This is a genomic window from Paenibacillus provencensis (assembly GCF_042678545.1).
GTDB classification, from domain to species: domain Bacteria; phylum Bacillota; class Bacilli; order Paenibacillales; family Paenibacillaceae; genus Paenibacillus; species Paenibacillus provencensis.
Map to the genome: position 1 here is coordinate 43,450 of NZ_JBHTKX010000007.1, position 25,767 is coordinate 69,216.

Below are 25,767 nucleotides of genomic sequence, written 5' to 3' on the forward strand. Positions count from 1 at the left end.
CCGCTTCAACGTCATTCAAACATTACAAAAAAAGGAGCATTAACCCATGAATCAACAAAGCATGCAAAGACTCGAATACAATACTGTCAAAGAACAGCTGCGGTCCTACGCGGTATCCTACCTTGGAGAGCGACAGATCGATTCGCTGTCCCCCATGACTCGTCTAACCCAGATCCGTCAGGCACTGGCTGAAACGGATGAGGCACTGGGACTGATCCGGCACGGAGCAAGCGTCCCTCTTCCTTCATTGTCAGGAATCGAGAATATCATGAATCTGCTGGGCACCGGCTATTTATTTACCGAACAGGATTTCATGCATCTACTGCAATTTCTGCGAAGCTGCGCCCAGCTTATGAAGTACATGCAATCCAAAGGAGAAATCGCCCCGAATGTAAGTGCCTATGCTGGCTCCATGTACACCCTGGATTCCCTTCGTGAAGAGGTAGAACGCTGTATTTACTTAGGACGGGTAACGGATCACGCGAGTAAAGAGCTGCTCAAGACGAGAAAACAAGTTCAGGTCATTGAGGAACGGCTGAAAAAAAAGCTCGATACCCTCCTGTCCAAGCACCGTTCTATTCTGCAGGACCAGCTCATTACAAGACGCGGGGATCGCTACTGCCTGCCTGTCCAGAAGGAATTCCGCAAGCTTATCAGAGGAACGGTTCACGGTGAATCAGCCAGTGGCCAAACGGTATTTATTGAGCCTGACGAAATCGCTGCCCTCCAGATGGAGCTCAGTCTGCATCGTGCTGCGGAGCAGCGAGAAGAAATGAAGATCCTCAGTGAATTGACGCGTTTGGCAGATCAAGCTGAATATGAGCTTCGGGTTAATACGGACACAGTGGGCATGTATGACTTTTTATTCGCCAAAGCGCGCTATGCTCTCTCCTATCAGGGACGGTCCATTCATCTCGTCGATCATGGGGTCATTCGATTAAGATCCGCACGGCATCCGCTCGTGAATCATATGGTTCCACTGGACTTCCACATTGGTGATGCATTCAAGTCCTTGATCATTACAGGTCCCAATACCGGCGGTAAAACATTGTGCCTCAAGACCATCGGCTTGTTGACGCTGATGGCCCAGTCCGGACTTCTAGTCCCTGTTGGAGAAGGCAGCCAGCTGAGCGTATTTGAGCAAGTTGCCGTCGATATCGGAGATGGTCAGAGTATCGAGCATCAGCTCAGTACGTTCTCTGCCCACATCAAGAACATCATCGAGATTCTGAAGATGGCGGGCCCCTCAACGCTCATTCTTATTGATGAAATGGCTTCGGGTACAGATCCTGGGGAGGGAACCGGACTATCCATTGCTCTGCTGGAAGAGATGCATAGAAGGCAGGCTACTGTCGTGGCAACAACCCATTTTTCGGAGATCAAAAATTTCGCAGCTTCGGCTAACGGATTCGAAAATGCCCGCATGGAATTTGATACCGAGTCATTAAAGCCGTTATATCGGCTGACGATTGGGGAAGCAGGAAACAGCTATGCTTATGCCATTGCCCTAAAGCTCGGAATTCCGCCGTATATCATTGAGCGTTCCAAACAGATCTCTGCCACATCATTGACAGGGAATGCTGATTCGTTAGGGGAATCGAAATCCAGCGGTAACGAGGTCAACCTCGCGGAATCCCGAAGTTTAGATCCTCAAGATCTAACCCGTGACAATACAAATCGGGTGAATAACGACCGCCGAGAATCCAGCGCTGCCCATGCCAAGAGACCTCAACCAAGCGATGTGGAAGCTCAGCCGGTCCGGCCGCTGCAAGTTGGTGACAGGGTGCACATCCCTTATATGAAGGAAGGGGGGATTATCGTCGAAGCAGAGGATGCAAAAGGCAAGCTTACCGTACTTATTCGAGGAAAAAAGCTGAAAATTGCCAAGCAGCGAGTGAAGCTTCATATTGCAGGCGAGGAGCTTTACCCGGACGACTACGATTTTGACGTTGTCTCCCAGACTAAGGAGATTCGAAAAAAACGAAAGCAAATGTCCAAGAAGCATGTTCCGGGTCTCAGTATAGAAATGCCAAAAGACGAGTCTTAAATGTTCATTTGAATAAGCGGAATTATGCAATTGAATAACCCAAGACGGGCGGGGATTTGTCTCTCCTCGTCCGTCTTTAACATTTCCATGAAAAATACTTTACTTCTTAGGTAAGCTCATATCCTGGCTTACGTACAAATATGACTTTGGATTCAGTTACCCATATGATAGACTTAAGCTTAAATTTGAATACGGTATCGTGATTGCACGGATGCTCATTTTCTTGATACTGGTCGATTTTGTACAGCCAACAGACTAATAATAAGCAGGTGAAAAAGATGCCCTCCTTAACGATTGACATCAATCCGCACATTTGCCCCTTATGCCACAAGCCTAATGGATGTGCCAATGCAGCCGGGAAACCTCACACTGAATGCTGGTGCATGAGCCAGTCTGTGCCCAAGGAGCTGCTGTCACGTATTCCGGACGAGCAGAGACGCAAGGCATGTGTGTGTGAAGCATGTGTGACCGAGTTTCATGCCAGGGGAACGGACGAAGTCTAAGCTGCCTGGATATTTTTCACCTTATCAATCAATTTCATATGCGAATGATTGTATATTCAAAACTTTAGCGGCAAGTGAACGTTATATAAAATATATACTAATCTTTCCGGGAGGTTATCATTATGAAGACCCATGTCATGAGGACACAATCATCATTCAAGTCAAAAGTATTTACTCTTACCGTCTCTTCCATCCTTCTTGCCTTCGCGTTCATTCTGTGGCCCAATGTACCTTCTGCTATATCTCCACCTTCAAACATATCATCAGAGTACGATGGTCACAGCTCCCTTCAAGTCGCATTCCCGCTAGATAAATATTCTGTGGTGATGAGCAGCGTTCCCGGATTCCCAATCGAAATAAGTGAAGATCATAATAATTTCCCACTAATTATAGCAACTTCCTCTGGTGAATTACTGGTTAAGGAAGGTTCGGCTGGCAAGCAGGTGAGATCATCGGGAGCATCACTTGAGTTGAAAGAAGGAAACACCATTTATTGGTCCCCTCTTGCAGCTACACCAGTAAGTGAAACCAGCATAACGGTAACAAGTCAGTCTCAACATCAGAATTCGGCAATTAAGCCGGTTTCGATTCATATTTCAAAGGATCAAGATGGATTTTATAAAATTAATTAACCCCATGAGTTTCGTTCCACGAGAAACATTTTTTACCATAACAGATATAATCCATGTTCAGTTCAGTTATACCTAAGTGTTATAAGCCGAAATAATACAAAAAAGCTGATCTCCCCTTTAAGACAGGAAAATCAGCTCATACAATTTAAACAAACGCGTTATATATTATAGATAATTAAAATAAATATATTCTTACTCTTCAGTATGCGCGCGATACGCATCTGCATCCAGCAGTTTAGTAAGAGCAGCTTTGGAATCTCCATTTATTTTCACTTCAATCATCCAGCCGTCACCATATGGTGCAGCATTTACAAGCTCCGGCTCGTCTTGAAGCTTGTCATTAACACTGACGATTGTTCCGCTTACTGGCGCAAACAAATCAGATACGGTCTTAACCGATTCAATGGTACCAATGCTATCGTCACTGTTAATTTCCGTTCCAACTTCAGGCAGCTCCACAAACACAATATCTCCCAGCTGATGCTGAGCAAATTCAGTAATCCCGATACGTACCGTATCTCCGTCTAACGTTTGAACCCATTCATGCTCTTTACTATACAACAAACCGTTAATCACTTCGCTCATGTTCTCGTCAGCCTCGCTTTTTTCAAAAGTTAGAATTGTGTTTCTTCTCTGGTTCCTGCCCTTTTTCCACCCATAGCGTAAAACAATCCTCATCACAATGTCAAGAATGCTAACAAAAAATATGTTTATTTAACATACTCCTTGACTTTTCGGATTTAATCACGTATTAATGTAGTATAAGCGTTAGATTGAACGGAAGAGTTCGCTATTTCCGAACATTCTAGCCCATTAAGCGGTTGAACGTAAAGGGAGAGATTACCGCAGGATCATCGTTCTGAGCTTCTGACAGCTGTTGTATGATGTTCATTATCAGCTTGTAAGCAGGGACATTTCCGCATGGTAACGCCGAAGGAGTAAGCCCATTGATAAGCAAAGGGTGAATCTCTCAGGCAAAAAGGACTTTTACCGGACGCGACTCTGGAGAGCATCCATAACCGTTCGCTGCTTACGATAAGCGAACGATGTTAATAAAGGATCACCCAAGGGGAAACTCGTGAGCATCATGCGGGGTAACTCTCAGGTACCAAGGACAGAGCCTAAGAAGAACACATGCTTTATTAGCGTGTATTTTTCTTTGGCCTGTCCTTTTTCCATTTTCCAATAGCCCTTTTTCCTTTTTCCCTTTTCAAGTGTTTATTCTGAAAACTCTACTTATTCTTCTTCTAAATTACAGCCGAAAGCCGGCTTTTTACGAGGTGAAAATTATGTCCCAATTATTGAGAACACCGCTTTTCCCTCTTTATGAACAATATCCAAATGTACGCTGTATCGATTTTGGAGGCTGGGAGCTCCCGGTTTCCTTCAGCGGAATCCAGAAAGAACATGAGGCTGTGAGACAGCAGGCTGGACTATTCGATGTATCCCATATGGGTGAATTTCGGGTAGAAGGCGAGAATGCAGCAGACTTTTTACAAGGAATGCTGACAAATGACGTATCCCTGCTTGAAATCGGTCAGGCACAATACACACTCATGTGCTATCCAACTGGTGGTGTAGTGGACGATTTGCTTGTCTACAAGCGCAGCGACCATTTGTTCATGCTCGTTGTGAATGCATCCAATATCGAGAAGGACTGGACTTGGCTGCAGGACCATCTGCCTGAGAACGTTCAATTGGTGAATGAATCGGAAGCAACTGCTTTGCTTGCATTACAGGGTCCGAAGGCAGAAGCTATTCTATCCCAAGTGACCGATGTGAATCTTGCTGAGCTTGGCTCTTTCCGTTTTGTGGACGGTGCGGAAGTGAGCGGCAGCACCGTTATTCTATCGCGTACAGGATACACTGGTGAGGATGGATTCGAAATCTATGTCAGTGCCGATGACGCACAGAAAGTATGGCTTGCGCTTATGGCCGCAGGTGAAGATGAAGGTCTGCTTCCCATCGGGCTTGGCGCGAGAGATACACTTCGATTTGAAGCTAAACTCCCGTTATATGGACAGGAGCTTTCTTCTACGATTACACCGCTTGAAGCCGGGCTTGGCATGTTCGTGAAGCTGGCTGCTGGTGACTTTATCGGTCGGGATGCACTGGTGAAGCAAAAAGAGGAAGGCCTGACCCGCAAACTCGTCGGTATCGAGATTACGGATCGAGGCATTCCGCGTTCTCATTATCCGGTCTATGCAGAGGGAGAGCAAATCGGTGAGGTAACGACTGGTACCCAGTCGCCTACACTCAAACGCAATCTGGGCCTTGCACTGCTGGATATTCAGTATACAGAACCAGGCACCACTGTTGAAGTCGAAATCCGGGGGAAACGCCTCAAGGCAGAAGTGATCAAAACCCCATTCTATAGAAGACCAAAACCTACAGCCCAAGCGGCAAAAGGAGCGAATTCATAATGGCAAATCGTTATCTACCGATGACGGAACAAGATCAGGCGGAAATGCTGGCAGCAATCGGAGCGGAAACGATGGAGGATCTCTTCTCCGACATTCCTGAAGAGATCCGCTTTAAAGGCGAACTCCCTGTTTCATCCAAGCTGGACGAATACGCACTTACTCGTCATATGTCCCGCCTTGCCGGACGTAATGTGAACGCAGATACACACGCAAGCTTTCTAGGTGCAGGTATCTATGACCACCATGTACCTTCTGTTATTAACCATGTCATTTCCCGCTCCGAATTCTATACTGCTTATACGCCCTATCAGCCAGAGATCAGCCAAGGCGAGCTGCAGGCGATTTTTGAATTCCAATCCTATATCTGCGAGCTGACCGGAATGGCTGTCGCCAATGCCAGTATGTATGATGGAGCAACGGCCTTTGCAGAAGCAGGTAATCTGGCTGCAAGTGCGACACGTCGTAAAAAGCTGGTTGTATCGAGTACGGTGCATCCAGAATCCCGCCAGGTACTCGCCAGTTACGCACATGGTCTGAATCTTGAGGTCGTTGAGATTGGTTATACAAATGGTGTTACAGATATGGAAGCACTCGCAGCTGCAATCAGTGAAGATACGGCTGCAGTGATGATTCAAAGTCCGAATTTCTTCGGTAGTGTAGAAGACATCCAGGCTGCAGCTGACCTGATCCATCCAAACAAAGGACTCCTTATCGTCAGTGCGAATCCAATTTCACTCGGACTTCTGGAAGCTCCGGGCAAGCTTGGTGCGGATATTGTGGTTGGTGATGCTCAGCCGCTTGGAATTGCAGGCTCCTATGGCGGTCCTACCTGTGGATATTTTGCTGTATCACAGGCCCATATGCGCAGAATTCCTGGACGGATCGTTGGTCAAACGACGGATCGTTATGGCAGAAGAGGCTTTGTACTCACACTTCAGGCTCGTGAACAGCATATCCGCCGTGAAAAAGCGACCTCCAATATTTGTTCCAACCAGGCTCTGCTTGCGCTAAGTGCGTCGGTCTATATGTCTCTGCTCGGCAAACAAGGCATGCTGGATGTGTCGGAGCTTAATTTGCAGAAGAGTCATTATGCCAAGCAGACAATAACTTCTATTGAAGGAGTAAGCACTCCTTTTACTTCACCGACGTTTAACGAATTTGTTATTAAGCTTCCCGACAATTCGAGTATGGAAGATGTGCAGAGCAAGCTGCTCGCTGCAGGATTTATCGGCGGATATGATTTGGGACGTGAATACCCGGAACTAAGTGGTCATATGCTGATCGCCGTTACAGAACGCCGGAGCAAAGAAGAGATCGATGAATTCAAAGCGGTATTGGAGGGATTGCTGTGAGTAAGATTGAAGCAGAGAAACCACAGGTTCAGAACGAGACAGCTGCACTGGATTTTGGAAGAACGGCAGGATCAGAAGCTCCTGAGCAGAAGCTGATATTTGAACTAAGCAAACCAGGTCGCGTCGCATACTCCTTGCCCGAGCTTGATGTGCCTCAGGTACGTCAGAATGAGCTTATCCCTTCTGGGTTTTTGCGTAAGGAGGCAGCTGCACTGCCAGAAGTATATGAAGTCGATGTCGTTCGCCACTATACAAGCTTGTCCCGCCGCAATTTTGGTGTAGATAACGGCTTCTATCCACTAGGCTCTTGCACGATGAAATATAATCCGAAGATTAACGAGGATGTTGCTCGTTATACCGGGTTTGCGAAGATTCATCCTTATCAGCCGGAAGAAAGTGTACAAGGCGCCCTTGAGCTGCTGTATCAGCTGCAATCCGACCTCGCAGGTCTTACTGGAATGGACGAAGTGACACTTCAGCCGGCAGCCGGTGCACACGGTGAATGGACAGGACTGATGATGATTCGTGCTTATCATGAGAGCCGCGGCGAAGTTCGCACCAAGGTCATCGTGCCTGACTCTTCCCATGGTACGAACCCTGCCAGTGCGACAGTTGCAGGCTTCGAGACCGTGACTATTCCTTCAACTGCAGAGGGACTGGTCGATCTGGATGAGCTGCGTGCAGTGGTAGGTAGCGATACAGCCGCGCTTATGCTGACGAACCCGAATACACTCGGCCTGTTTGAGAAACAAATTGTTGAGATTGCCAAGATCGTGCATGATGCCGGCGGTCTTCTGTATTACGATGGAGCTAACTCCAACGCAATTATGGGAATTGCCCGTCCAGGTGATATGGGCTTCGACGTGGTTCACTTGAATCTGCATAAAACGATGAGTACTCCTCATGGCGGCGGCGGCCCAGGCGCTGGTCCTGTCGGTGTGAAGAAGCTGCTCGTGCCGTTCCTTCCAAAACCACACGTGAAACGTACAGAAGAGGGTACATTCTATCTGGATCGTGAAGAAGGACAATCCATTGGCCGTGTTAAAGCTTACTATGGTAACTTCGGAATTCTTGTTCGTGCGTATGCCTATATCCGTACTTATGGTCCGGTTGGACTGCGCCGGGTATCCGAGTATGCTGTGCTTAATGCCAACTACATGATGAAACGACTGGAGCCTTATTATGAAATTCCTTATCCAGGCGTCTGCAAGCATGAATTCGTGATGTCCGGCAAAGGCTTGAAGCAGTATGGTGTACGTACACTTGATGTAGCGAAGCGCCTGCTTGATTTCGGCTATCATCCGCCAACCATCTACTTCCCGCTGAACGTGGAAGAATGCATCATGATCGAACCGACAGAAACCGAAAGCAAAGAAACGCTCGACGGCTTCATCGACACGATGATCCGCATTGCTAAGGAAGCCGAAGAGAATCCAGAGCTCGTCCTTAATGCTCCTTACGGGACACCTGTTACTCGTTTGGATGAAACGACAGCTGCACGTAAGCCTGTCCTAAACTGTGCATGCAGTTAATTTCATACGCAGGCAGTCTCGCCTTGATCTAAAATAGAACAGAAATAGACCAAACAAACCTCCAATCCTATATTGGAGGTTTGTTAATTGTTTTCAGATCCAAGTGCATCATTTATCATATCCTGCTCTTGTCTCTTCCTCATATCTCCCATTCTTCACGAAGCATTCCGAGTCTAATGGAATCATAGTACTTGCCGTTATAGTATCTCACCTTTCGGATTCTTGCTTCAATCTGCATGCCCAGCTTCTCTGCGACCCGAATCATTCGAGTGTTCCCTGACCAGGTGGTCAGTCCCACTCTAACAAGAGGCAAATGATTAAACAGATGATCGATCCATAAGCCTAAAGCTCTTGTTCCAATGGATTGGTTCCAGCTGCTTGGCTGATGCAGCACAATCCCCATTTCCAGCCAGTTCTTCTGTTCATCCTCATAATAGTAAGAAACCATTCCGCATATTTCTTCGTGTACAATAATGACCCAGCGGTGATCGCTTGCAATCCAGCCATCCTGCATTTCAGCAAACTCTTCCCAACTCTTCGTATAATGTGGAAGATAGGGTGCATCCCACTGTTTCCACTCTGGATTCTCCTCTGTATAGATCAGCTCCCATAAACGCGGTAAATCTGCCCTTTCTATCGGTCGAACTGCAATTTCCTTATCTTTGTACATGGAATCTCCTTTATCATGTTCTCTATGTATTTCTCAAATTCTGTAAGTGCTCCATTTCATTCTAATTTAGAGACTGAGTGATCACCAGGTATAGATCGATTTAAACCAATTTAGAGAATATACACAGGCTGTTCTGGACGCGGCGGTAGAGATAATTAAGCACATTTGCTAAATAGTAAAAAAAACGGTATCCGCATGATGCGAATACCGTGAAAATGTTGGAAAAGATAGAGAATTAGAAAATAGAGATTTCAGAAATTTCGAAAAACAAAGATTACTGTTCAATGCTCTGAACAAGCTCTACCACCTGTTCAGCAGTCTGCATATCCAGTGCTTTTGCAGCAAGCTCTTTCATGTCTGCTTGAGACAGCTTGGTCAGCTGGCTGCGTGCAGGCAGAATTGAAGTCGCGCTCATACTGAATTCATCCAAGCCAAGACCCAGAAGCAGCGGAATTGCGGTAGCATCGCCTGCCATCTCTCCGCACATGCCAACCCAGCGGCCTTCGCGATCCGCTGCATCAATGACCATCTTGATCAAACGAAGAATAGATGGGTTATAAGGCTGGTACAGATAAGATACACGTTCATTCATCCGGTCAGCTGCCATCGTGTACTGGATCAGATCGTTCGTTCCGATACTGAAGAAGTCCACTTCCTTGGCAAATTGATCGGCAAGCACTGCAGTTGAAGGAATTTCAACCATGATTCCGAGCTGAATGCTGTCGGATACTTCAAGACCTTCAGATACAAGCTTCTCCTTCTCTTCGAGAAGAATTGCTTTTGCTTCACGGAATTCTCCGAGCGTAGCAATCATCGGGAACATGATGCGCAGGTTACCATGCACACTCGCGCGAAGCAATGCACGAAGCTGTGTACGGAAAATGTCTTGACGATCCAGGCATAGGCGAACCGCACGGAAGCCCAGGAATGGATTCATCTCTTTTGGAAGGTCGAGGTAAGGAAGCTCCTTGTCACCACCAATGTCGAGTGTACGAACGACAACCGGTTTTCCTTCCATTTTTTCAAGAACAGTTTTGTAGGCATTGTACTGCACATCCTCAGATGGCAGCTTGTCGCGTCCCATGTACAGGAATTCTGTACGATAGAGACCTACGCCCTCTCCGCCGTTCTCAAGCACACCAGCTACATCGTTAGGAGTACCAATGTTTGCAGCAAGTTCAACATGCACGCCGTCTACGGTTACTGTAGGCTCGTCGCGTAGCTTTCTCCACTCTGCAACTTGAGCTGCATAAGCAGCCTGCTTGGATCTGTACTCTTCCACAACGGAAGCCTCCGGATTGATCAGTACATGACCGTCCAACCCGTCCACGATGATCAGATCACCGTTTTTCGCTTGAGTCAGTACTTCCTTCGTTCCCACAACTGCAGGAATTTCAAGAGATCTGGCCATGATTGCGGAGTGAGAGGTACGACCTCCAATATTGGTAGCAAAGCCAAGCACGTATTTACGGTTCAGCTGCGCTGTATCAGACGGAGTCAAATCCTCAGCAAGTACGATGACTTCTTCGCTGATCTCTGCCGGATTCACAACTTGAAGTCCAAGCAAGTGACCAAGCACGCGTTTGGTAACGTCACGCATGTCAGCTGCACGCTCTTGAAGATACGCGCTTTTCATATTTTCAAACATCTGAATGAAAGTAGCTGCTGTTTCTTCAAGTGCAAATTCAGCATTTACTTTTTCATCAGAAATTTTGGACTTAACAGGATCAATAAGTTCCGGGTCATTCAATATAAGCAAGTGAGATTCAAAAATTTCTGCTTTTTTCTCACCCAGTTCTTGCAAAGTACGTGCTTTGATTGCCTGGAGCTCGGCTTCGGATTTCTCCAAAGCCGCTTCCAGTTTAGCAATCTCCGCATCAACGTCGGTGATCGAGCGTTTGTCTACAGAGTAATCAGGATGCTCCAAGATAAACGCCCGGGCAATGGCAATACCCGCCGAGGCAGCAATCCCGGAAACATTAGGCATGAACTTCGCCCAGCCCTTCGTTAACCATAACGTCTGTCAGTGCTTGAATCGCTTCTGCTTCTCCTTCGCCTTCAACGATGATGCTAATTGTGTCGCCTTTTTCAAGACCAAGGGAGAGAACACCCAGAATGGATTTCAATGTTACTTTTTTGCCTTTCGCTTCTGCAAAAGACTCAGCACCTTTGAATTTGTTAGCCGTGTTTACAAGTGCTGTTGCAGGGCGTGCATGGATTCCATCTTCGTCAGTAATTCTGAATGTTTGTTGCATAGTTTTCATCCCACTTTCGTCATTTTTTAATTTGGTTGTGATTACGTCATATACGTATATTACCTGTTACACAGGAGTATCGAACCACAATAGACTGATTTTTCCCAGATTCATGCTGCTGATAAATGAGGTGCAAGATTTAGCCAAAACTTAAGTTTTAACTAGATCTTGCGTGAGCTCTTCTACGGTGCTATGAATTCAAACGTAAAAATCTCGTCTTTATTTGATTGTTATAATTCCCTTTTCGCCAGCTTTCAGTACACCAGATTTATTCAGTGTAACAGCGGAACCCTCCGGCAGGTTAGAGAAAATAATTGGTGAAATAATGGAAGGAGCATGCTCCTTAACATAATCCACGTCAACTTCCATGATCGGTTGACCTGCAGAGACGAGATCTCCTTCGGCAACCAGAACATTAAAGCCTTGGCCTTTCAGCTTCACGGTGTTGACTCCAATGTGAACGAGTACTTCCTTGCCGCCGTCGGACATGATGCCGACCGCATGCTTGCTAGGGAATACGTTGAACACTTTACCGTTCACTGGTGACACAATCGTTCCATCATGCGGCAGAATCGCAAATCCATCACCTGTCATTTTCTCGGAAAATACTGGGTCTGGAACTTTCGTAATATCGAGAAGCTCACCGTTAACCGGCATAACGATCTGCTCATTGATGATCGCTTCACCCGCTTCACCTTGTGCCTGCTCTTCTTCTGGTTTAGGCTCTGCAGTGGCTTGCGCTGGTGCTGGTGTACGCCCTTCGATGATGTCTTTCATTTGCGACTTAATCGTATCCGAACGTGTCCCGAAGATCGCTTGTACGTTGTTACCGACTTCCAGTACTCCAGAAGCACCAAGGTCTTTCAAACGACCTTTATCAACGTTGCCTTTATCTTTAACCTCGATACGAAGTCTGGTGATACATGCATCCAAATGCTTGATGTTGTCTGAACCACCAAAAGCTTTCAGGATTTGATGCGGCAGCTCGTCCTTGGATCCTATATTCATTGATCCCGTCTCTACAACTTTGTCCTCACGTCCCGGTGTTTTCAGATTGAATTTCTGAATAACGAAACGGAAACCGAAGTAGTAGATCACCGCGAACACAAGACCTACAACAATAACCAGCCACCAAGGCGTACGGTTTGGCAATACCCCGAACAGCATGAAGTCAATGAAACCACCGGAGAAGGTCATCCCGATCTTAACACCGAGAATATGCATCACCATGAAGGACAAGCCTGCAAACACAGCATGAACTGCGAACAAGATAGGCGCTACGAACAGGAACGAGAACTCAAGCGGCTCTGTAATACCTGTCAGGAATGCTGTCAGTGCACCGGATACCATCAAGGAGCCGACTACTTTCTTGTTCTCTGGCTTCGCTGTGTGATAGATGGCAAGTGCTGCAGCCGGAAGACCGAACATCATGAACGGATATTTACCTGTTGTAAATGTACCCGCTGTAAATGCTACGCCATCTTGCAACTGAGCCATAAATATCTTCTGGTCACCACGGATGACTTGACCTGCTTGGTTAACATATTCTCCAAACTCGAACCAGAACGGTGAGTAGAAGATATGATGCAAACCAAATGGAATGAGCGAACGCTCAATCAGACCGAAGATAAAGGCAGCCAGTGTTTCATTCTCACCAATCATGCTTCGAGAGATGAAGTTCATCGCTTCTTGGATCGGCGGCCAAATTAGTGTCAATGCCAAACCAATCAAGAGCGACATCACTGCGGTGATGATCGGTACGAAGCGTTTACCTGCAAAGAATCCCAAGTAGGACGGAAGTTCGATCTTAAAGAATCGATTATACATCGAGGCAGCTAAGACCCCGATTATGATACCACCGAATACGCCTGTCTGCAAAGTCGGGATACCAAGAACGTTTGCATATGCAGCTCCACTTTGGGCTATAGAGTAAGCATTTACGCCCATGACTGTTCCCATGGTTACGTTCATAACCAAATAACCAATAATTGCGGCTAGACCCGCAACGCCGTCCCCACCGGCAAGACCAATCGCTACGCCAACGGCGAACAGCAAGGACAGGTTATCAAAGACAATTTGTCCCGAGTTCATCATGACGCTAGCAACGACTTGGATCCAGTGAGCCTCTAGAAAAGGCACATACTGCAGGAAGTCAGGGTTAACCAGAAGGTTCCCAATTCCGAGCAGGAGACCTGCCGCCGGCAGGATCGCAACCGGAAGCATGACTGCTTTACCGACACGCTGCAACACGCCGAAAAGCTTTTTGAACATGTGTTTCACTCCTTCAAGGATATATGTGTCAGTTGATTTCGAAGAATGCAAAAAAAGCATGAGCGTATAGAGCATGTGTGCAACAACCTGTGGGTTATATTGCCCAATAGTAGTCATTGCCAATCATACTTTAATCAACTCATGCCTGATCGAATCAGTAACACGTCATAATATTAAGCTGTTATTTACTACGGTGAACATCATAGCACCAGAAAAAAAAGATTGCAAGCCTTTACAATCAAAAAAATATTTTAATTTCGAAACATCTTAATAACCACAAGATATAGTTAGAAACAAAAATAATACCCTACATATTGAATAGAAATTTATTCGTTTCGCTCCTTTTTCTGGGAAAGCCGCTGTAAATGCATCGTCAAGTAGCTCACCTCGGCGGAATACACAGGAAGATTAATCCGTCTTTCCATTATCTTCGTCAGCTTCCAAGCAAGCGAATACATCTCCGGATATTCCTGATTAAGCAGTGAATCCAGTTTGTAAATCTCAGCTACTTCTTCACCGCGCCGAACCCGTTCGATCGCGAATCTCAGATGGGTCACAAGCCTGGAATAATCCAGAGAATCACGAGGAATTCGGTAATCGAGCTGCTCCTCAACCAAAGCAACCAGGTCTGCAATAAGCTTGGAGTGCTCTTGGACCTGTGAAATATTCTGATTCGTCATGGCGCTATAAATGTGAAGGGCTACAAATCCAATCTCTTCTTTGCCAAGATCGACTCCGAGGCGCTTCTCTATCAGCTCGATGGCATACTCAGCAAATTCATATTCCATTGGATACATATCTTTTGTCTCGTACAAGAAAGGATTATGCAATACGATACCTTGTTCTTTGCGCTTCATAGCGAAGGCAATATGATCCGTCAGTGCAATATGGATATGTTCGTTGAGAGGAACGTTACTCTTGCTTGTTATATTTAAAATAATATCGTTAATCGTCTCTATTAACTTTTCACTAACACGAGGAACCAGCTGCTTGTATTGTTCCTGCTCCTCCTGTCTCGTTAATATAAACATTTTTTCTACTGCTTGCAGAGGAATTTGATCACCTGATTTGCGATTGAATCCAATCCCTTTGCTGATGATGACGACTTCTTCGTGTTCAGGGTGGGTCGCGATAATCACATTGTTATTCAACACTTTAGCTACCTTCAGGTTCACTTTTGCACCTCTTTTAGCCCCATAATTCGTAATTCGGCATGTTATATCTAAATAAGATACACCACGCTTAAGTTAACAAATTATGAGGCTAAGGTCAATATTTAACCTTTGGAGTGCTTAGATCAAACTGTTTCTTTGGTAGCAACCGCTTCAGCTGGAATCTTCAAGTTTTCCAATGCTGCCGGCTCTGAAGGAGCGGTTGGGATTGCCTTCTTGGTAAATCCTTGGATGAGCTGCTCAACATCGATTCCAGACACGCTCTTTAGCATTTCAGGAGCAGTTGACATGAGCTCGGTCACATAATTGCTGACTCTTGCAGCACCTTCTCCCTTGCCAGTATCGACCACGGTAAGTTTGTCGATGGAGGATAATGGCTGGGCGATACGCTCAGCAAGCTCAGGCAGCATTTTCACAATGATGTCGAGAACAGCGGCTTCGCCGAACTTCTGGAAAGCTTCTGCCAGCTTCTCCTTCGCCTCCGCTTCTGCAAGACCACGCAGACGGATAACTTCTGCATCTGCTGTACCTTTTGCACGTTCAGCATCCGCGACAGCCTGACCTTCAAGACGCTTCTGTTCAGCTGTAGCCTTTGCTTGTGTTTCAATAGAGTATTGTACAGCATCTGCTTCGCGCATTCTTTTTGCCTTGTCTGCTTCTGCCGCCTGCTCTACTGCATAACGATCTGCCTCGGCTTTTTTCTTCACTTCCGCATCATATTGCTTCTCACGTACCGTAATTTCTTTCTCCTGAAGATCGATCTCACGCTCCTTGCGCACGAGCTCTACCTTCATTTGCTCCTCAACCATCGTCTGTCTCGCACGGGCTTCCTGAATGTGATAAGCCTGATCAGCTTCCGCTTTGGCTGTATCTTGATCTTTCTTAAAGGATGCTATCTTCAACTCTTTTTCTTTGGCTGCTTCTGCGATATTCGTATCCCGCAACAATTCCGCCTTCTGCCCTTGCTCTTCTGCATTCGCTTTTTGAATCCTCGCATCTCTGACGGCTTCTGCTTCGGCAATTTCAGCGTCCCGTTTCACCATTGCAATTCGGGGCTTACCGAGCGCATCAAGATATCCGTGTTTGTCGCGTACGTCTTTGATTGTAAAAGAAACGATAGACAAACCCATCTTTTTTAAATCTCTTGCCGCCACACCCTGAACTTCTTGAGCAAATCGATCCCGGTTACGGTAAACTTCTTCTACCGTCATTGAGCCGAGAATCGCACGCAGATGTCCTTCAAGAACTTCTTGTGCTTCGCTTTTTAGAGCTTCAATGGGTTTACCAATAAATTGTTCTGCCGCTGTAGCAACATCTTCGATCGAACTGCCGACCTTGATGATGGCTACTCCGTCTGCAATAACCGGTACTCCTTGCTCCGTATAGACTTCAGGTGTTGTTACGTCGAGCTTGTGAGATAAAAGCGATATGAATTCCGATTGTTGAAACACCGGCCATATAAAAGTACCCCCACCGCGAACAATCTTTATTTCCCGTCCGGATTCATCACTAGATATATTCTTCCTTCCGAGAAAAGATCCGGTAACGATCATCGCTTCATCTGGACCCACTGTCTTGTATCTCGCCCAGAACGCGATCCCGAGGATTAAAATTACAACCACTACAATTACGGGAATAAGTAAAGATTCTTGCATGAAATCTGGCATTCTCATCTCTCCTCTAAGTATAATTGGTCATTACTACAGACTGTCTAGCTCCGCTACCCGAAGCACGCCATCTGCAACCTCCACAACAACCACCCTGGTGCCTGCCGTAATCGGTTTAGCTTCAAAGCTGGAAGCTGTATGAAGGGTATTGCCGCTTACGAGCTTAATCATCACTTCACCATAACCCTTCTCTGGAACAGGGACGGTGATTTCACCAATCTTTCCAGCAAGCTCACGCATGGAAAAACCAGTTGATACCTCACTGTTTCGTGCAGGCCTTATGTAGGCAAAAAATACAGTCAACGCGCCGAGAATGCCGAACAACAAGGATAGCAGAACATGAACTGCTGTATTCAGCTCGGTATACTTCATCAGTAGAATGCCTGCTCCCCCGAAGGTCGTTATTGCACTGGCAATAACTGTAGAATTCAAAAATTCCACCCCTGCCAGCTCAAATGAACCTTCCAGCAAACCATCAAACAGATCTCCGAACAAGAGGCTAACAAGTGCAAATATTGCTCCTCCGATCAGACAAGCCCAGTATAACGTCTCCATATTTCACCCCCTCTGCCCTCAGATGCACATGTCAATATATACGTATGCATTAGGTAAATGTTTCAAAATTATGAATTAGGAGCTAATTGAGGTGGAAATAAGAATGTCAGTGGTGATGAAGGAAATATGGATAAATTATGAGATGAGTGCATGGGATTATGGCTGCGGTTGACGGATTGTTCTTCAGATCGCAAATTGTCTTGGGATTCTCTGATCTTATAAAATATTCAATGGTTAGAATCCAAAGACAAAAAGCGAACGCTTCGCTACTTCTGGTACAACTTCATCCTCCTCCGCTTGCCCATGCTTCTCTAGACCAAAGCACGCAAAAAAGCCCTTTGCACTAATAAACAAGAGCAAAGGGCTGTTGGTTATGCTTTTTTTACAAGGACGCTTTATAAATTTCTACTACATCCTCGCGCTGCAATTTGTTGAAGTTACCGAACGGTCCAAAGCGCATTGCTTTATCCGCCATCACATCAATTTGACTTGCATCAATATCATAGTCCGCCAGTCGGTTTGGAGCGCCAATGCTGGTCCAGAACGAGCTCAGCGCCTCGATTCCTTCGAGTGCAATCTGCTCATCGCTCTTGCCTTCTGGATTCACATCAAACACGTTAATCGCAAGACGCTTAAAGCGGGATACATCTACATGCAGGTTATGCTTCATCCAGTTCGGGAACAGGATCGCAAGCCCTCCGCCATGCGGAATATCATAAACGGCAGACACGGCGTGCTCAATATTGTGTGTTGCCCAGTCGCCTGCAAGACCCATGCTCAGTATATTGTTCAGTGCCATCGTACCGCAGTACAGAATGGTTTCACGCAGCTCGTAATTCTCCAGATCGTTAATTAGCTTAGGAGCTGCCTCGATCACTGTACGCAGGATCGTTTCACAGAAGCCCAATTGTACTGGAGTATTCGTATCCAAATGGAAGTAATGCTCCAATGTATGCGACATCATATCTACTATGCCATAAACCGTTTGATCCTGAGGTACAGAGAAGGTATGAACCGGATCAAGAATTGAAAAAGCCGGATATACCAGCGGACTTCCCCAGCCCAGCTTCTCCTGAGTCTCTTGATTCGTAATGACCGAGCCGCTGTTCATCTCTGAACCCGTTGCAGCCATCGTCAGCACTGTAGCAAGCGGCAGGGCGGCTTTTGGCTGTGCCTTACGCTCTGCAAAGTCCCACATGCTGCCATCATATTTGGCACCGACTGCAATGGCTTTGGCACAGTCTATTACACTGCCGCCGCCAACAGCGAGAATCAGATCAATTCCGTGTTCTTTGCAGAGGTCTGCCCCTGTATGTACTGTAGATAGTCGAGGATTGGGCTCAACTCCGGCCAGTTCATGAACCTCTGCTCCAATCTCGGACAAGAGCTGGATGACTTGATCGTAGAGACCATTGCGTTTGATGCTGCCACCGCCGTAGACAAGCAGCACTTTGTTGCCGTATTTAGGCACTTCGGTTTTTAGAGCTGCAAGCTGACCTTTACCAAAGATCAGACGTGTAGGATTATGAAATTGAAATGCTCTCATTGTAAAAATCGCCTCCAAGCATACATTTTTATTCGTTTATACATATCTTATTATAGAACCAATTGTTTTCAAAAAACAAACTTCTGGGAAAAAGAAAAGCCCTCCCCAATGAAGGGACAGGCTCTGCACCGCAATCAACGATGAGTTTCTATTCTGTATAACCCAGATGCTGTACAAAACGACGGAATGCTTGTTTGCCCGCTTCGTCTCGTTTGTAAACACCGGCATGCTCAAGAATTTGAGCAAATTTATTACCCGCTTCCTCCTGTACCCGGGCCACAGCCGCTTCCTTAGAGAGCGCAGTACCATACTTCTCAATCAGGGCATGAATCCATTCTGTATGCTTGTGAAGGTCAGAAACTTCATTACTGACAGCTGATTTCAGAAGCTCCTCATCACCTGTCAAAATATCAGCAATAAGATCCAATTCTTCTTTTAGTCGGCCAGGCAGAATGGCAAGTCCCATCACTTCAATCAGACCGATATTCTCTTTCTTCAGATGGTGCATTTCACGATGCGGATGGAAGATTCCCTCAGGATACTCATCACTTGTACGGTTATTGCGAAGAACGAGATCCATTTCGTATCCCCCGTCCTCAGCACGCCGGACAATCGGTGTTACCGTATTGTGCGGTATCATCTGTCCATCCTGCTCCGTATGTGACAGAATATCTGCTTCCGGATCACTGTATACCTTCCACGCCTCATAAATATCATTTGCCGCTTCCAGCAAGACAGCTTGATCCTTGGAAGAGAGTCTAAGCACAGACATCGGCCATTTTACAAGACTGAGTGAAACGCCTGGAGCGGCATCATTATGGAATACAGCCTCCTGTACCGCTTTTTGAATCGCAAATGTATGTCTTCCACCCTGGAAATGATCATGCGTCAATATGCTTCCACCCACGATTGGAAGATCCGCGTTAGAACCGATGAAATAGTGAGGATATTGATCCACGAACCCAAGCAGGCGGCGCAGCGTATCCTTTGTCAGCTTCATCGGCACATGATCATGATGGAACACGATACAATGCTCGTTATAGTAAACATAAGGAGAATATTGGAACAGCCATTTCTCATCATTCAGCGTGAGCGGAATGGTTCTCAGGTTCTGACGTGCCGGGTGATTAATTCGGCCTCTGTAACCAACATTCTCACGGCAGAGCTGACATTTAGGATATACAGGCGGTGGAAGCAGCTTAGCCATCGCGATTTCTTTTGGGCTTTTTTCCGGCTTGGACAGGTTAATCGTGATCTCAATATCCCCATATTCCGTAGGCTGCTTCCAATATACGTTCTTCGAGATACGATCCATGCGAATATAGTTTGAATCAATAGACAGTTCATAGAACCGGCTTGTTGCCGCCTCCATCCCCTTCTTTGTCTGAATCTCACGGAACTCCCGAATCACTTCGGAAGGGCGAGCCATCACAAGGCCCATAATCTTCGCATCCAGCAGATCCCGATACGTGTCCGTATTTTCTGGAATGAGCCCGATCTCATAGCCGAAATCAATCAGTACATCAATCAGCGGCTGCGGTCCAGACAGCTCGGATTCATCCATTGTACCCGCATAGGGCTCATCAAAATTAAACAGACTCAGCAGCTGGTTACGGCTATAATCATAATCCGCATCCTCGATCAGATGACGTCTTGCTGCAAACAATACCAAACGTTCAATGGCATGAAGTGCTTCTTGTGCAGCGGATGACTGCGCGTTCTGTTTTTCTCCTGCATTCGTATTCACGTTCATCTCTGCCATTTGCTTACTCCCCTTTTTGGTTTGTGCTGTACCCATCGGGATGGGACTGATGCCAGCTCCAAGCACTCGCAATGACCTTGGCTAGATCGGTATATTTCGGCTCCCAGCCAAGCACTGCACGGGCTTTATCCGAGGAAGCAACCAGTACCGCAGGGTCACCCGCACGTCGTGCTTCCAAGACAACCGGAATGTCGAGCCCAGTTACTTTCTTCGCTGTTTCGATAACCTCTTTGACGCTGAACCCTTGACCGTTGCCGAGGTTAAACACGTTACTCTCTTCGCCCTTGCGCAAATAATCCACTGCACGTAGATGTGCATCCGCAAGATCACTCACATGGATATAGTCACGGATACATGTTCCATCTTCTGTAGCATAATCGTCTCCAAAAATCGCAATATGCTTGCGCTGCTTCAATGCCGTTTGAAGCACTAGCGGAATGAGATGGCTCTCAGGCTGGTGATCCTCACCGATCTTGCCGCTGTCATGGGCGCCGGCTGCATTAAAGTAACGAAGGGATACATATTTGATGCCTAGTACTTTATCAAACCAGGACATCATGCGCTCCATCATGAGTTTGGTTTCGCCGTATACATTGGTCGGTTCTGTACGGTCACTTTCCTCAATAGGTACTTTTTCAGGCTCGCCATAGGTTGCTGCCGTTGAGGAGAAGACAATTCTCTTAACGCCTGCATCCTTCATGGCTTCGAGTAGTGACAATGTACCGAACACATTGTTATCATAGTATTTCCCTGGATTTTGCATACTTTCTCCTACAAGGGAATTGGCTGCAAAATGAATGACCGCATCAATTTCGTTCTCTGAGAACAGTCTTGCAAGAAGCTCCTTGTCCCGAAGATCTCCCTCGTATAGCTTGCCGCCAAGAAGGGCCTCCCGGTGACCTGTCTGCAAATTATCAAGAACAACAACTTCCTCACCGCGCTCAAGCAGCGCGGCAACGGTATGAGAACCAATATAACCTGCTCCACCTGTTACTAGAATCGCCATCGTCTTACGCCTCCCCTTTCAATTCTTTAACGCCGTCGCCCACTCCGCATACATAGAATTCTCCAGTGAGTCCAGTCCGCTCCTTGTATGCTGCACCAACCTCCTGCACAAACCGATCCACATCGTTTTCATGCACGAGTGATACAGTACAGCCTCCAAATCCTGCACCTGTCATGCGGCTGCCGAGTGTACCTGGAATTTTGCGAGCTTCTTCAACCATCACATCAAGCTCCTCACAACTGACTTCATACAGGTCGCGCAAGGAATCATGAGATGCGTTCATTAGCTCCCCGAAAGCTGTGAGGTCTCCGCTGCTAAGTGCGTCTACTGAGGCCAGCACACGAGCATTTTCTTCAACAACATGCTTGGTCCGTTTCTTCAGAATGTCATCACCAAGGGTTGACTCCAACTCGCTGTATTGCGCCGGAGTAAGCTCAGCCAGATAAGACAGTGAAGGCAGCTGCTCCTTCAGAATAGCGAGGGACTGATCGCACTGCTGACGTCTCTCGTTGTAGGCCGAATCCACAAGTCCGCGGCGCTTGTTCGTATTGCCGATAATCAGCTTGTAATCTCCCGTGCGGAACGACACATGCTTGTATTCAAGCGTATCGCACATCAGAAGAATCGCTTGGTCCTCTGCACCGTTCGCTACTGCAAATTGGTCCATAATTCCGCTGTTCACTCCCACATACTGGTTCTCAGCGCGCTGGGAGAGCAGTGATATTTCAACCGTATCGACTTTGCCTTCTTCAAGCGTGAGCAAAGCGTATGCAGTTACTACTTCGATTGAAGCAGAGGAGGATAGGCCTGCTCCGTTCGGAATCTCACCATGGAACATCAGATCGTAGCCTTTCGTAATGTTAGTGCCTGCCTTAATGATCTCGACCATTACACCGACAGGATAATCGATCCACTCGCCTGATTTATCCTTGCCGATATCCCCCACCTTAATTACCGCTTCATAGGTAAGGTTCGTGGAATAAAAATGGATCTCGTCATCCTGACGTTCGCGGATGATCAGCGTTGTTCCAAATTCAAGTGCGGCAGGAAGAACATAGCCACCGTTATAATCGATATGCTCGCCGATCAGGTTCACGCGTCCAGGGGCATTAAACACGCGTATTTCAGCAGAATTATCACCATATTTTTCAGTAAATTGTTGTTTGAGTTGTTGTACGTTCATTAACCTTCACCTCTTTGTAAAAGTTGTTTTAATCTTACTTAAAGTATACATGGAAGCGTTATAAACGGTAATGTATGCATGTGTTCAATATATGGACAAATGTGACTGCGACCTATTTGAAAACATGGAAAACACTGGCTTTTATTAATATGTACTCCCTGCTTTTTATGGTATACTGGTGACATGACAGCTATACTTTTATGTACATTATTGTTCTGTAAGCTCGCTTGCAGAAGGAAGGAATCAACAAATGATGCAGGACTCCTATTCAGTAGCTTCCAATCCCGTAGATTACGAGAATAGTCCGCTGCACGTCCTCTTCGTAGGCGAGAGCCAAACCAAACCGGGACATGCCCTTGGACCGAAAATATATGATTACTACCTTCTTCATTATGTCGAGTCAGGCAAAGGTATTTTTCGCACAGAGAGCCGTACTTACCACCTTTCCGCAGGGCATATATTTCTAATTCATCCATCTGAGCTGGTCAGTTATGTGTCCGACGAGGAGGAGCCTTGGCGTTATCGTTGGATGGCATTTACGGGTAAAGAGGCCGACAAGCAGGTGAAGGATGCTGGGTTCAGCCTTGAACAGCCTGTTATTCCAACCGTGCAGGACAGCAGGATGTCGTCACTCCTATCCACCATGCAAGATGCCTTTTTCGAAAAAAAAGAAAGTGCTCACCTCACCTCCATCGGCTGTTTATATCTGATCTTTGCTGAGGCAAAAGAAAGACTCGTGCTGGAATCGGCGGTTACAATGGCGGAATCTCAAGTAGGCCGGACGGTGAAGCAGATGATCCAATACATGTCGACTCAGTATGCCCATCCAATCTCCATCGAACAAATGTGTGCAAGCTTGGGTTATAATCGTGCTTATTTGTCCCGCATTTTCAAAAAAGAAATTGGGCTCTCACCCGTCACGTATTTGCTGAAGCTGAGGATCGATAAGTCCAGGCAGCTGCTCAGAGAACGGCCTGAACTGTCAATAGAGCAGATCTCTGCCTCTGTCGGCTTGCCGGATGCACTCTATTTCTCCAGACAATTCAAAAGGTTCTATAGGCACTCACCTAGTGCATACCGCAGACAGATGCAGGAGCAGTCCAATTGAACCTTCCATGACTGAGTCACGAGCATTTTCCTATGTATAAAATAATACAAGCCTGCCTATGAATTTGATCATAAGGCAGGCTTGTTCTTTTGTCACGATGGGAATTCGATCAATCCTTATCCCCTTAGTTGTCCGTATGCAGAATAGATTCAATGTCCGCTAATTCTTCGGAAGAGAAGTCAAGGTTGCTCAGAACCGCCACATTCTCCTCGATCTGGCTAGGCCGGCTCGCTCCGATTAAGGCAGAAGTGACTTTTCCTTCTCTAAGCACCCACGCGAGGGCAAGCTGAGCCAGACTTTGACCGCGGGAAGCGGCCACCTGGTTTAAGGCACGCACTTTACGCAGCGTCTCTTGTTTGATCTGAGTCTCATTCAAGAAGACAGAACTGCTCTTCGCTCTGGAATCTTCAGGGATTCCATTGAGATACTTGCCCGTCAGTACCCCTTGCTCTAGAGGGCAAAAAGCAATGCTTCCCACACCATTTTCCGTCAGTACGTCTTGAAGCCCGTCTTCAATCCAGCGGTCGAGCATGGAATAACGAGGCTGGTGAATAAGTAGAGGAGTGCCCTGCTTATTCAGAATATGTACAGCTTCCTTCGTTTTTTCAGCTGAATAATTCGAGATTCCGACATACAAGGCCTTGCCTGAACGAACGATATGATCGAGCGCCTGCATCGTTTCCTCAAGCGGAGTGTCTGGATCAAATCGATGAGAGTAGAAGATATCGACATAGTCCAGCCCCATTCGTTTCAAGCTCTGGTCAAGGCTCGAGATCAAATATTTGCGTGACCCCCATTCGCCGTAAGGTCCCTGCCACATATGATAACCCGCCTTCGTTGAGATGATCAGCTCATCCCGATAAGGCTTCAGATCTTGAGCGAGCACCTGTCCGAACATTTGCTCAGCAGAGCCCGGTGGAGGTCCGTAATTGTTAGCCAGATCAAAATGTGTGATTCCCAAGTCAAATGCCCGTCTAATCATGTCTCTGCCATTCTCGAACGAATTAATTCCGCCAAAATTATGCCATAGTCCAAGTGAAATGGCCGGCAGTTTAAGTCCCGAGCGTCCTACCCGGTTATATTTCATTTCATCATAACGTCTATTATCAGCTACATATCCCATTTGCACATCTTCCTCCCGCGACTAATCTGTTAAAGCTTATCCATTCATTTATTCATGATAGACCCAAAACTTCAGCTTGACAAGAAATCGTTTACATAGAGTATAGATCGCCTTGTGCCTCCGACAGCAAAAGAACCCCCTTTATCTAGAAAGGCAGGCTCATGGCAAATCATTATAATAGTGCATTCACTTGGTCCAGCACACGGCCGATCGGTTCTGTTATCAGCAGCTCTGCCCTGCTGTCGTAAGGCGTCGGTGTTGCATTCAGCAAGACGGTATGCTTGCCTTGAAAATAAGTGACGAGCTGCGCAGCAGGCTGAACGGTTAATGAAGTTCCTCCGATGATCATCAAATCAGCTTCAGACAGAGCATCCACAGCATGGTACAGGGTCGTCTGATCAAGTGATTCTCCGTACAGCACGACATCCGGCTTGATAATACCATTACATTTGTTACACAGAGGAACCAATGATTCTGACGCTATTATGGCATCGAGATCATAGAAATGGGCACAGTCCATACAGTAGTTGCGATGAACAGAACCGTGAAGCTCATGTACCTTCCCACAGCCTGCCGCCTGATGCAAACCATCGATATTTTGAGTGATCACAGCTGACAGCTTACCTTCCTTCTCAAGCCGGGCAAGCAAGCGGTGTGCACCGTTGGGCTTGGCATGAGGGTGAAGCATTTTGGAACGATAAAAGTCATAGAAAATATCCGGATGCAGCATAAAAAAGTCAATACTGAGCAGCTCCTCAGGTGAGTACGGAGAATGCTGCTCTGTCTGATAAATCCCGGCAGCAGATCGAAAATCTGGAATTCCACTCTCCGTAGATGTACCTGCTCCGCCAAAAAACACGATCTTCATGCTCTCACGAATCCACGTAACTAAAGGTTCAAACGCATCAGCCATTTCCTCGCCCTCCCTTCGTACCCCTTTTACGATAAATTGTTCTTTTT

General features: G+C 46.6%; 21 protein-coding genes and 2 riboswitches. Of the genes, 7 read left to right on the forward strand and 14 right to left on the reverse strand.

The window, feature by feature from the left end; genetic code table 11:
- Window positions 1-46 precede the first annotated feature (46 nt).
- The 3 genes from ACFQ3J_RS23855 to ACFQ3J_RS23865 all read left to right on the forward strand — a co-directional run bounded on the left by ACFQ3J_RS23855 (window position 47) and on the right by ACFQ3J_RS23865 (window position 3,182).
- The gene (locus tag ACFQ3J_RS23855; protein ID WP_251584259.1) at window positions 47-2,047 is read left to right on the forward strand and encodes an endonuclease MutS2; all 2,001 of its coding nucleotides are present in this window, start codon (window positions 47-49) and stop codon (window positions 2,045-2,047) included.
- Between the two features lie 278 nt (window positions 2,048-2,325).
- Window positions 2,326-2,550, forward strand: a complete 225-nt coding sequence (locus ACFQ3J_RS23860) for a cysteine-rich CWC family protein (protein ID WP_251584256.1) — start codon at window positions 2,326-2,328, stop codon at window positions 2,548-2,550.
- 122 nt (window positions 2,551-2,672) lie between these two features.
- The gene (locus ACFQ3J_RS23865) at window positions 2,673-3,182 is read left to right on the forward strand and encodes a hypothetical protein (RefSeq protein WP_251584254.1); all 510 of its coding nucleotides are present in this window, start codon (window positions 2,673-2,675) and stop codon (window positions 3,180-3,182) included.
- Window positions 3,183-3,374: 192 nt separating this feature from the next.
- On the opposite strand, the gene gcvH is transcribed toward ACFQ3J_RS23865, so the two are convergent.
- Window positions 3,375-3,767 carry a glycine cleavage system protein GcvH gene (gcvH, locus tag ACFQ3J_RS23870; protein ID WP_091158823.1) on the reverse strand — a complete coding sequence of 131 codons (393 nt, stop codon included), beginning with the start codon at window positions 3,765-3,767 and terminating at the stop codon, window positions 3,375-3,377.
- Between the two features lie 236 nt (window positions 3,768-4,003).
- Window positions 4,004-4,179: riboswitch (glycine riboswitch) on the forward strand.
- Between the two features lies 1 nt (window position 4,180).
- A riboswitch (glycine riboswitch) is annotated at window positions 4,181-4,304 on the forward strand.
- A 167-nt stretch (window positions 4,305-4,471) separates the two neighbouring features.
- On the opposite strand from gcvH, the gene gcvT reads away from it, so the two are divergent.
- The 3 genes from gcvT to gcvPB are packed head-to-tail and all read left to right on the forward strand — an operon-like array spanning window position 4,472 to window position 8,489.
- Window positions 4,472-5,605: a glycine cleavage system aminomethyltransferase GcvT gene (gene gcvT / locus ACFQ3J_RS23875; RefSeq protein WP_251584252.1), complete on the forward strand. Its 1,134-nt coding sequence runs from the start codon at window positions 4,472-4,474 to the stop codon at window positions 5,603-5,605.
- A complete protein-coding gene (gcvPA, locus tag ACFQ3J_RS23880) occupies window positions 5,602-6,957 on the forward strand; it encodes an aminomethyl-transferring glycine dehydrogenase subunit GcvPA (protein ID WP_091158827.1) in 1,356 nt (451 codons plus the stop codon). The genes gcvT and gcvPA overlap by 4 nt, the downstream gene beginning before the upstream one ends.
- Window positions 6,958-7,004: 47 nt before the next feature.
- Window positions 7,005-8,489, forward strand: coding sequence for an aminomethyl-transferring glycine dehydrogenase subunit GcvPB (gene gcvPB / locus ACFQ3J_RS23885; protein WP_251584326.1), 1,485 nt, complete (start codon window positions 7,005-7,007; stop codon window positions 8,487-8,489).
- Between the two features lie 139 nt (window positions 8,490-8,628).
- Here the strand turns inward: gcvPB and ACFQ3J_RS23890 are convergent, their stop codons facing one another.
- The 11 genes from ACFQ3J_RS23890 to ACFQ3J_RS23940 form a co-directional block, all read right to left on the reverse strand.
- Window positions 8,629-9,159 carry a GNAT family N-acetyltransferase gene (locus ACFQ3J_RS23890; RefSeq protein ID WP_251584249.1) on the reverse strand — a complete coding sequence of 177 codons (531 nt, stop codon included), beginning with the start codon at window positions 9,157-9,159 and terminating at the stop codon, window positions 8,629-8,631.
- Between the two features lie 274 nt (window positions 9,160-9,433).
- Window positions 9,434-11,146 carry a phosphoenolpyruvate--protein phosphotransferase gene (ptsP, locus tag ACFQ3J_RS23895; protein ID WP_091158830.1) on the reverse strand — a complete coding sequence of 571 codons (1,713 nt, stop codon included), beginning with the start codon at window positions 11,144-11,146 and terminating at the stop codon, window positions 9,434-9,436.
- Window positions 11,139-11,414 carry an HPr family phosphocarrier protein gene (locus tag ACFQ3J_RS23900; RefSeq protein WP_076313442.1) on the reverse strand — a complete coding sequence of 92 codons (276 nt, stop codon included), beginning with the start codon at window positions 11,412-11,414 and terminating at the stop codon, window positions 11,139-11,141. The genes ptsP and ACFQ3J_RS23900 overlap by 8 nt, the downstream gene beginning before the upstream one ends.
- A gap of 219 nt (window positions 11,415-11,633) precedes the next feature.
- Window positions 11,634-13,685 carry a glucose-specific PTS transporter subunit IIBC gene (gene ptsG, locus ACFQ3J_RS23905; protein ID WP_251584247.1) on the reverse strand — a complete coding sequence of 684 codons (2,052 nt, stop codon included), beginning with the start codon at window positions 13,683-13,685 and terminating at the stop codon, window positions 11,634-11,636.
- Window positions 13,686-14,011: 326 nt separating this feature from the next.
- Entirely contained in the window at window positions 14,012-14,860 is an 849-nt protein-coding gene (gene glcT, locus ACFQ3J_RS23910) for a glucose PTS transporter transcription antiterminator GlcT (protein ID WP_091158833.1), read from the reverse strand.
- Window positions 14,861-14,982: 122 nt separating this feature from the next.
- Window positions 14,983-16,512 (reverse strand): flotillin family protein, encoded by a 1,530-nt coding sequence (locus ACFQ3J_RS23915; RefSeq protein ID WP_091159272.1) that lies wholly within the window; start codon window positions 16,510-16,512, stop codon window positions 14,983-14,985.
- A 45-nt stretch (window positions 16,513-16,557) separates the two neighbouring features.
- A complete protein-coding gene (locus tag ACFQ3J_RS23920; protein ID WP_251584244.1) occupies window positions 16,558-17,079 on the reverse strand; it encodes an NfeD family protein in 522 nt (173 codons plus the stop codon).
- 382 nt (window positions 17,080-17,461) lie between these two features.
- Entirely contained in the window at window positions 17,462-18,625 is a 1,164-nt protein-coding gene (locus ACFQ3J_RS23925) for an iron-containing alcohol dehydrogenase (RefSeq protein ID WP_251584241.1), read from the reverse strand.
- Window positions 18,626-18,773: 148 nt separating this feature from the next.
- A complete protein-coding gene (locus ACFQ3J_RS23930; RefSeq protein ID WP_251584324.1) occupies window positions 18,774-20,378 on the reverse strand; it encodes a UDP-glucose--hexose-1-phosphate uridylyltransferase in 1,605 nt (534 codons plus the stop codon).
- Between the two features lie 13 nt (window positions 20,379-20,391).
- Window positions 20,392-21,393, reverse strand: a complete 1,002-nt coding sequence (gene galE / locus ACFQ3J_RS23935) for a UDP-glucose 4-epimerase GalE (protein WP_091158839.1) — start codon at window positions 21,391-21,393, stop codon at window positions 20,392-20,394.
- A 4-nt stretch (window positions 21,394-21,397) separates the two neighbouring features.
- Window positions 21,398-22,576 (reverse strand): galactokinase, encoded by a 1,179-nt coding sequence (locus ACFQ3J_RS23940; protein ID WP_251584238.1) that lies wholly within the window; start codon window positions 22,574-22,576, stop codon window positions 21,398-21,400.
- A 250-nt stretch (window positions 22,577-22,826) separates the two neighbouring features.
- Here ACFQ3J_RS23940 and ACFQ3J_RS23945 point away from each other — a divergent pair, with 250 nt between their 5' ends.
- Window positions 22,827-23,684, forward strand: a complete 858-nt coding sequence (locus tag ACFQ3J_RS23945) for an AraC family transcriptional regulator (RefSeq protein ID WP_251584237.1) — start codon at window positions 22,827-22,829, stop codon at window positions 23,682-23,684.
- 124 nt (window positions 23,685-23,808) lie between these two features.
- Here the strand turns inward: ACFQ3J_RS23945 and mgrA are convergent, their stop codons facing one another.
- Window positions 23,809-24,807: an L-glyceraldehyde 3-phosphate reductase gene (gene mgrA / locus ACFQ3J_RS23950; RefSeq protein ID WP_251584236.1), complete on the reverse strand. Its 999-nt coding sequence runs from the start codon at window positions 24,805-24,807 to the stop codon at window positions 23,809-23,811.
- A 172-nt stretch (window positions 24,808-24,979) separates the two neighbouring features.
- A complete protein-coding gene (locus ACFQ3J_RS23955) occupies window positions 24,980-25,720 on the reverse strand; it encodes an NAD-dependent protein deacylase (protein WP_091158846.1) in 741 nt (246 codons plus the stop codon).
- Window positions 25,721-25,767: the final 47 nt, after the last annotated feature.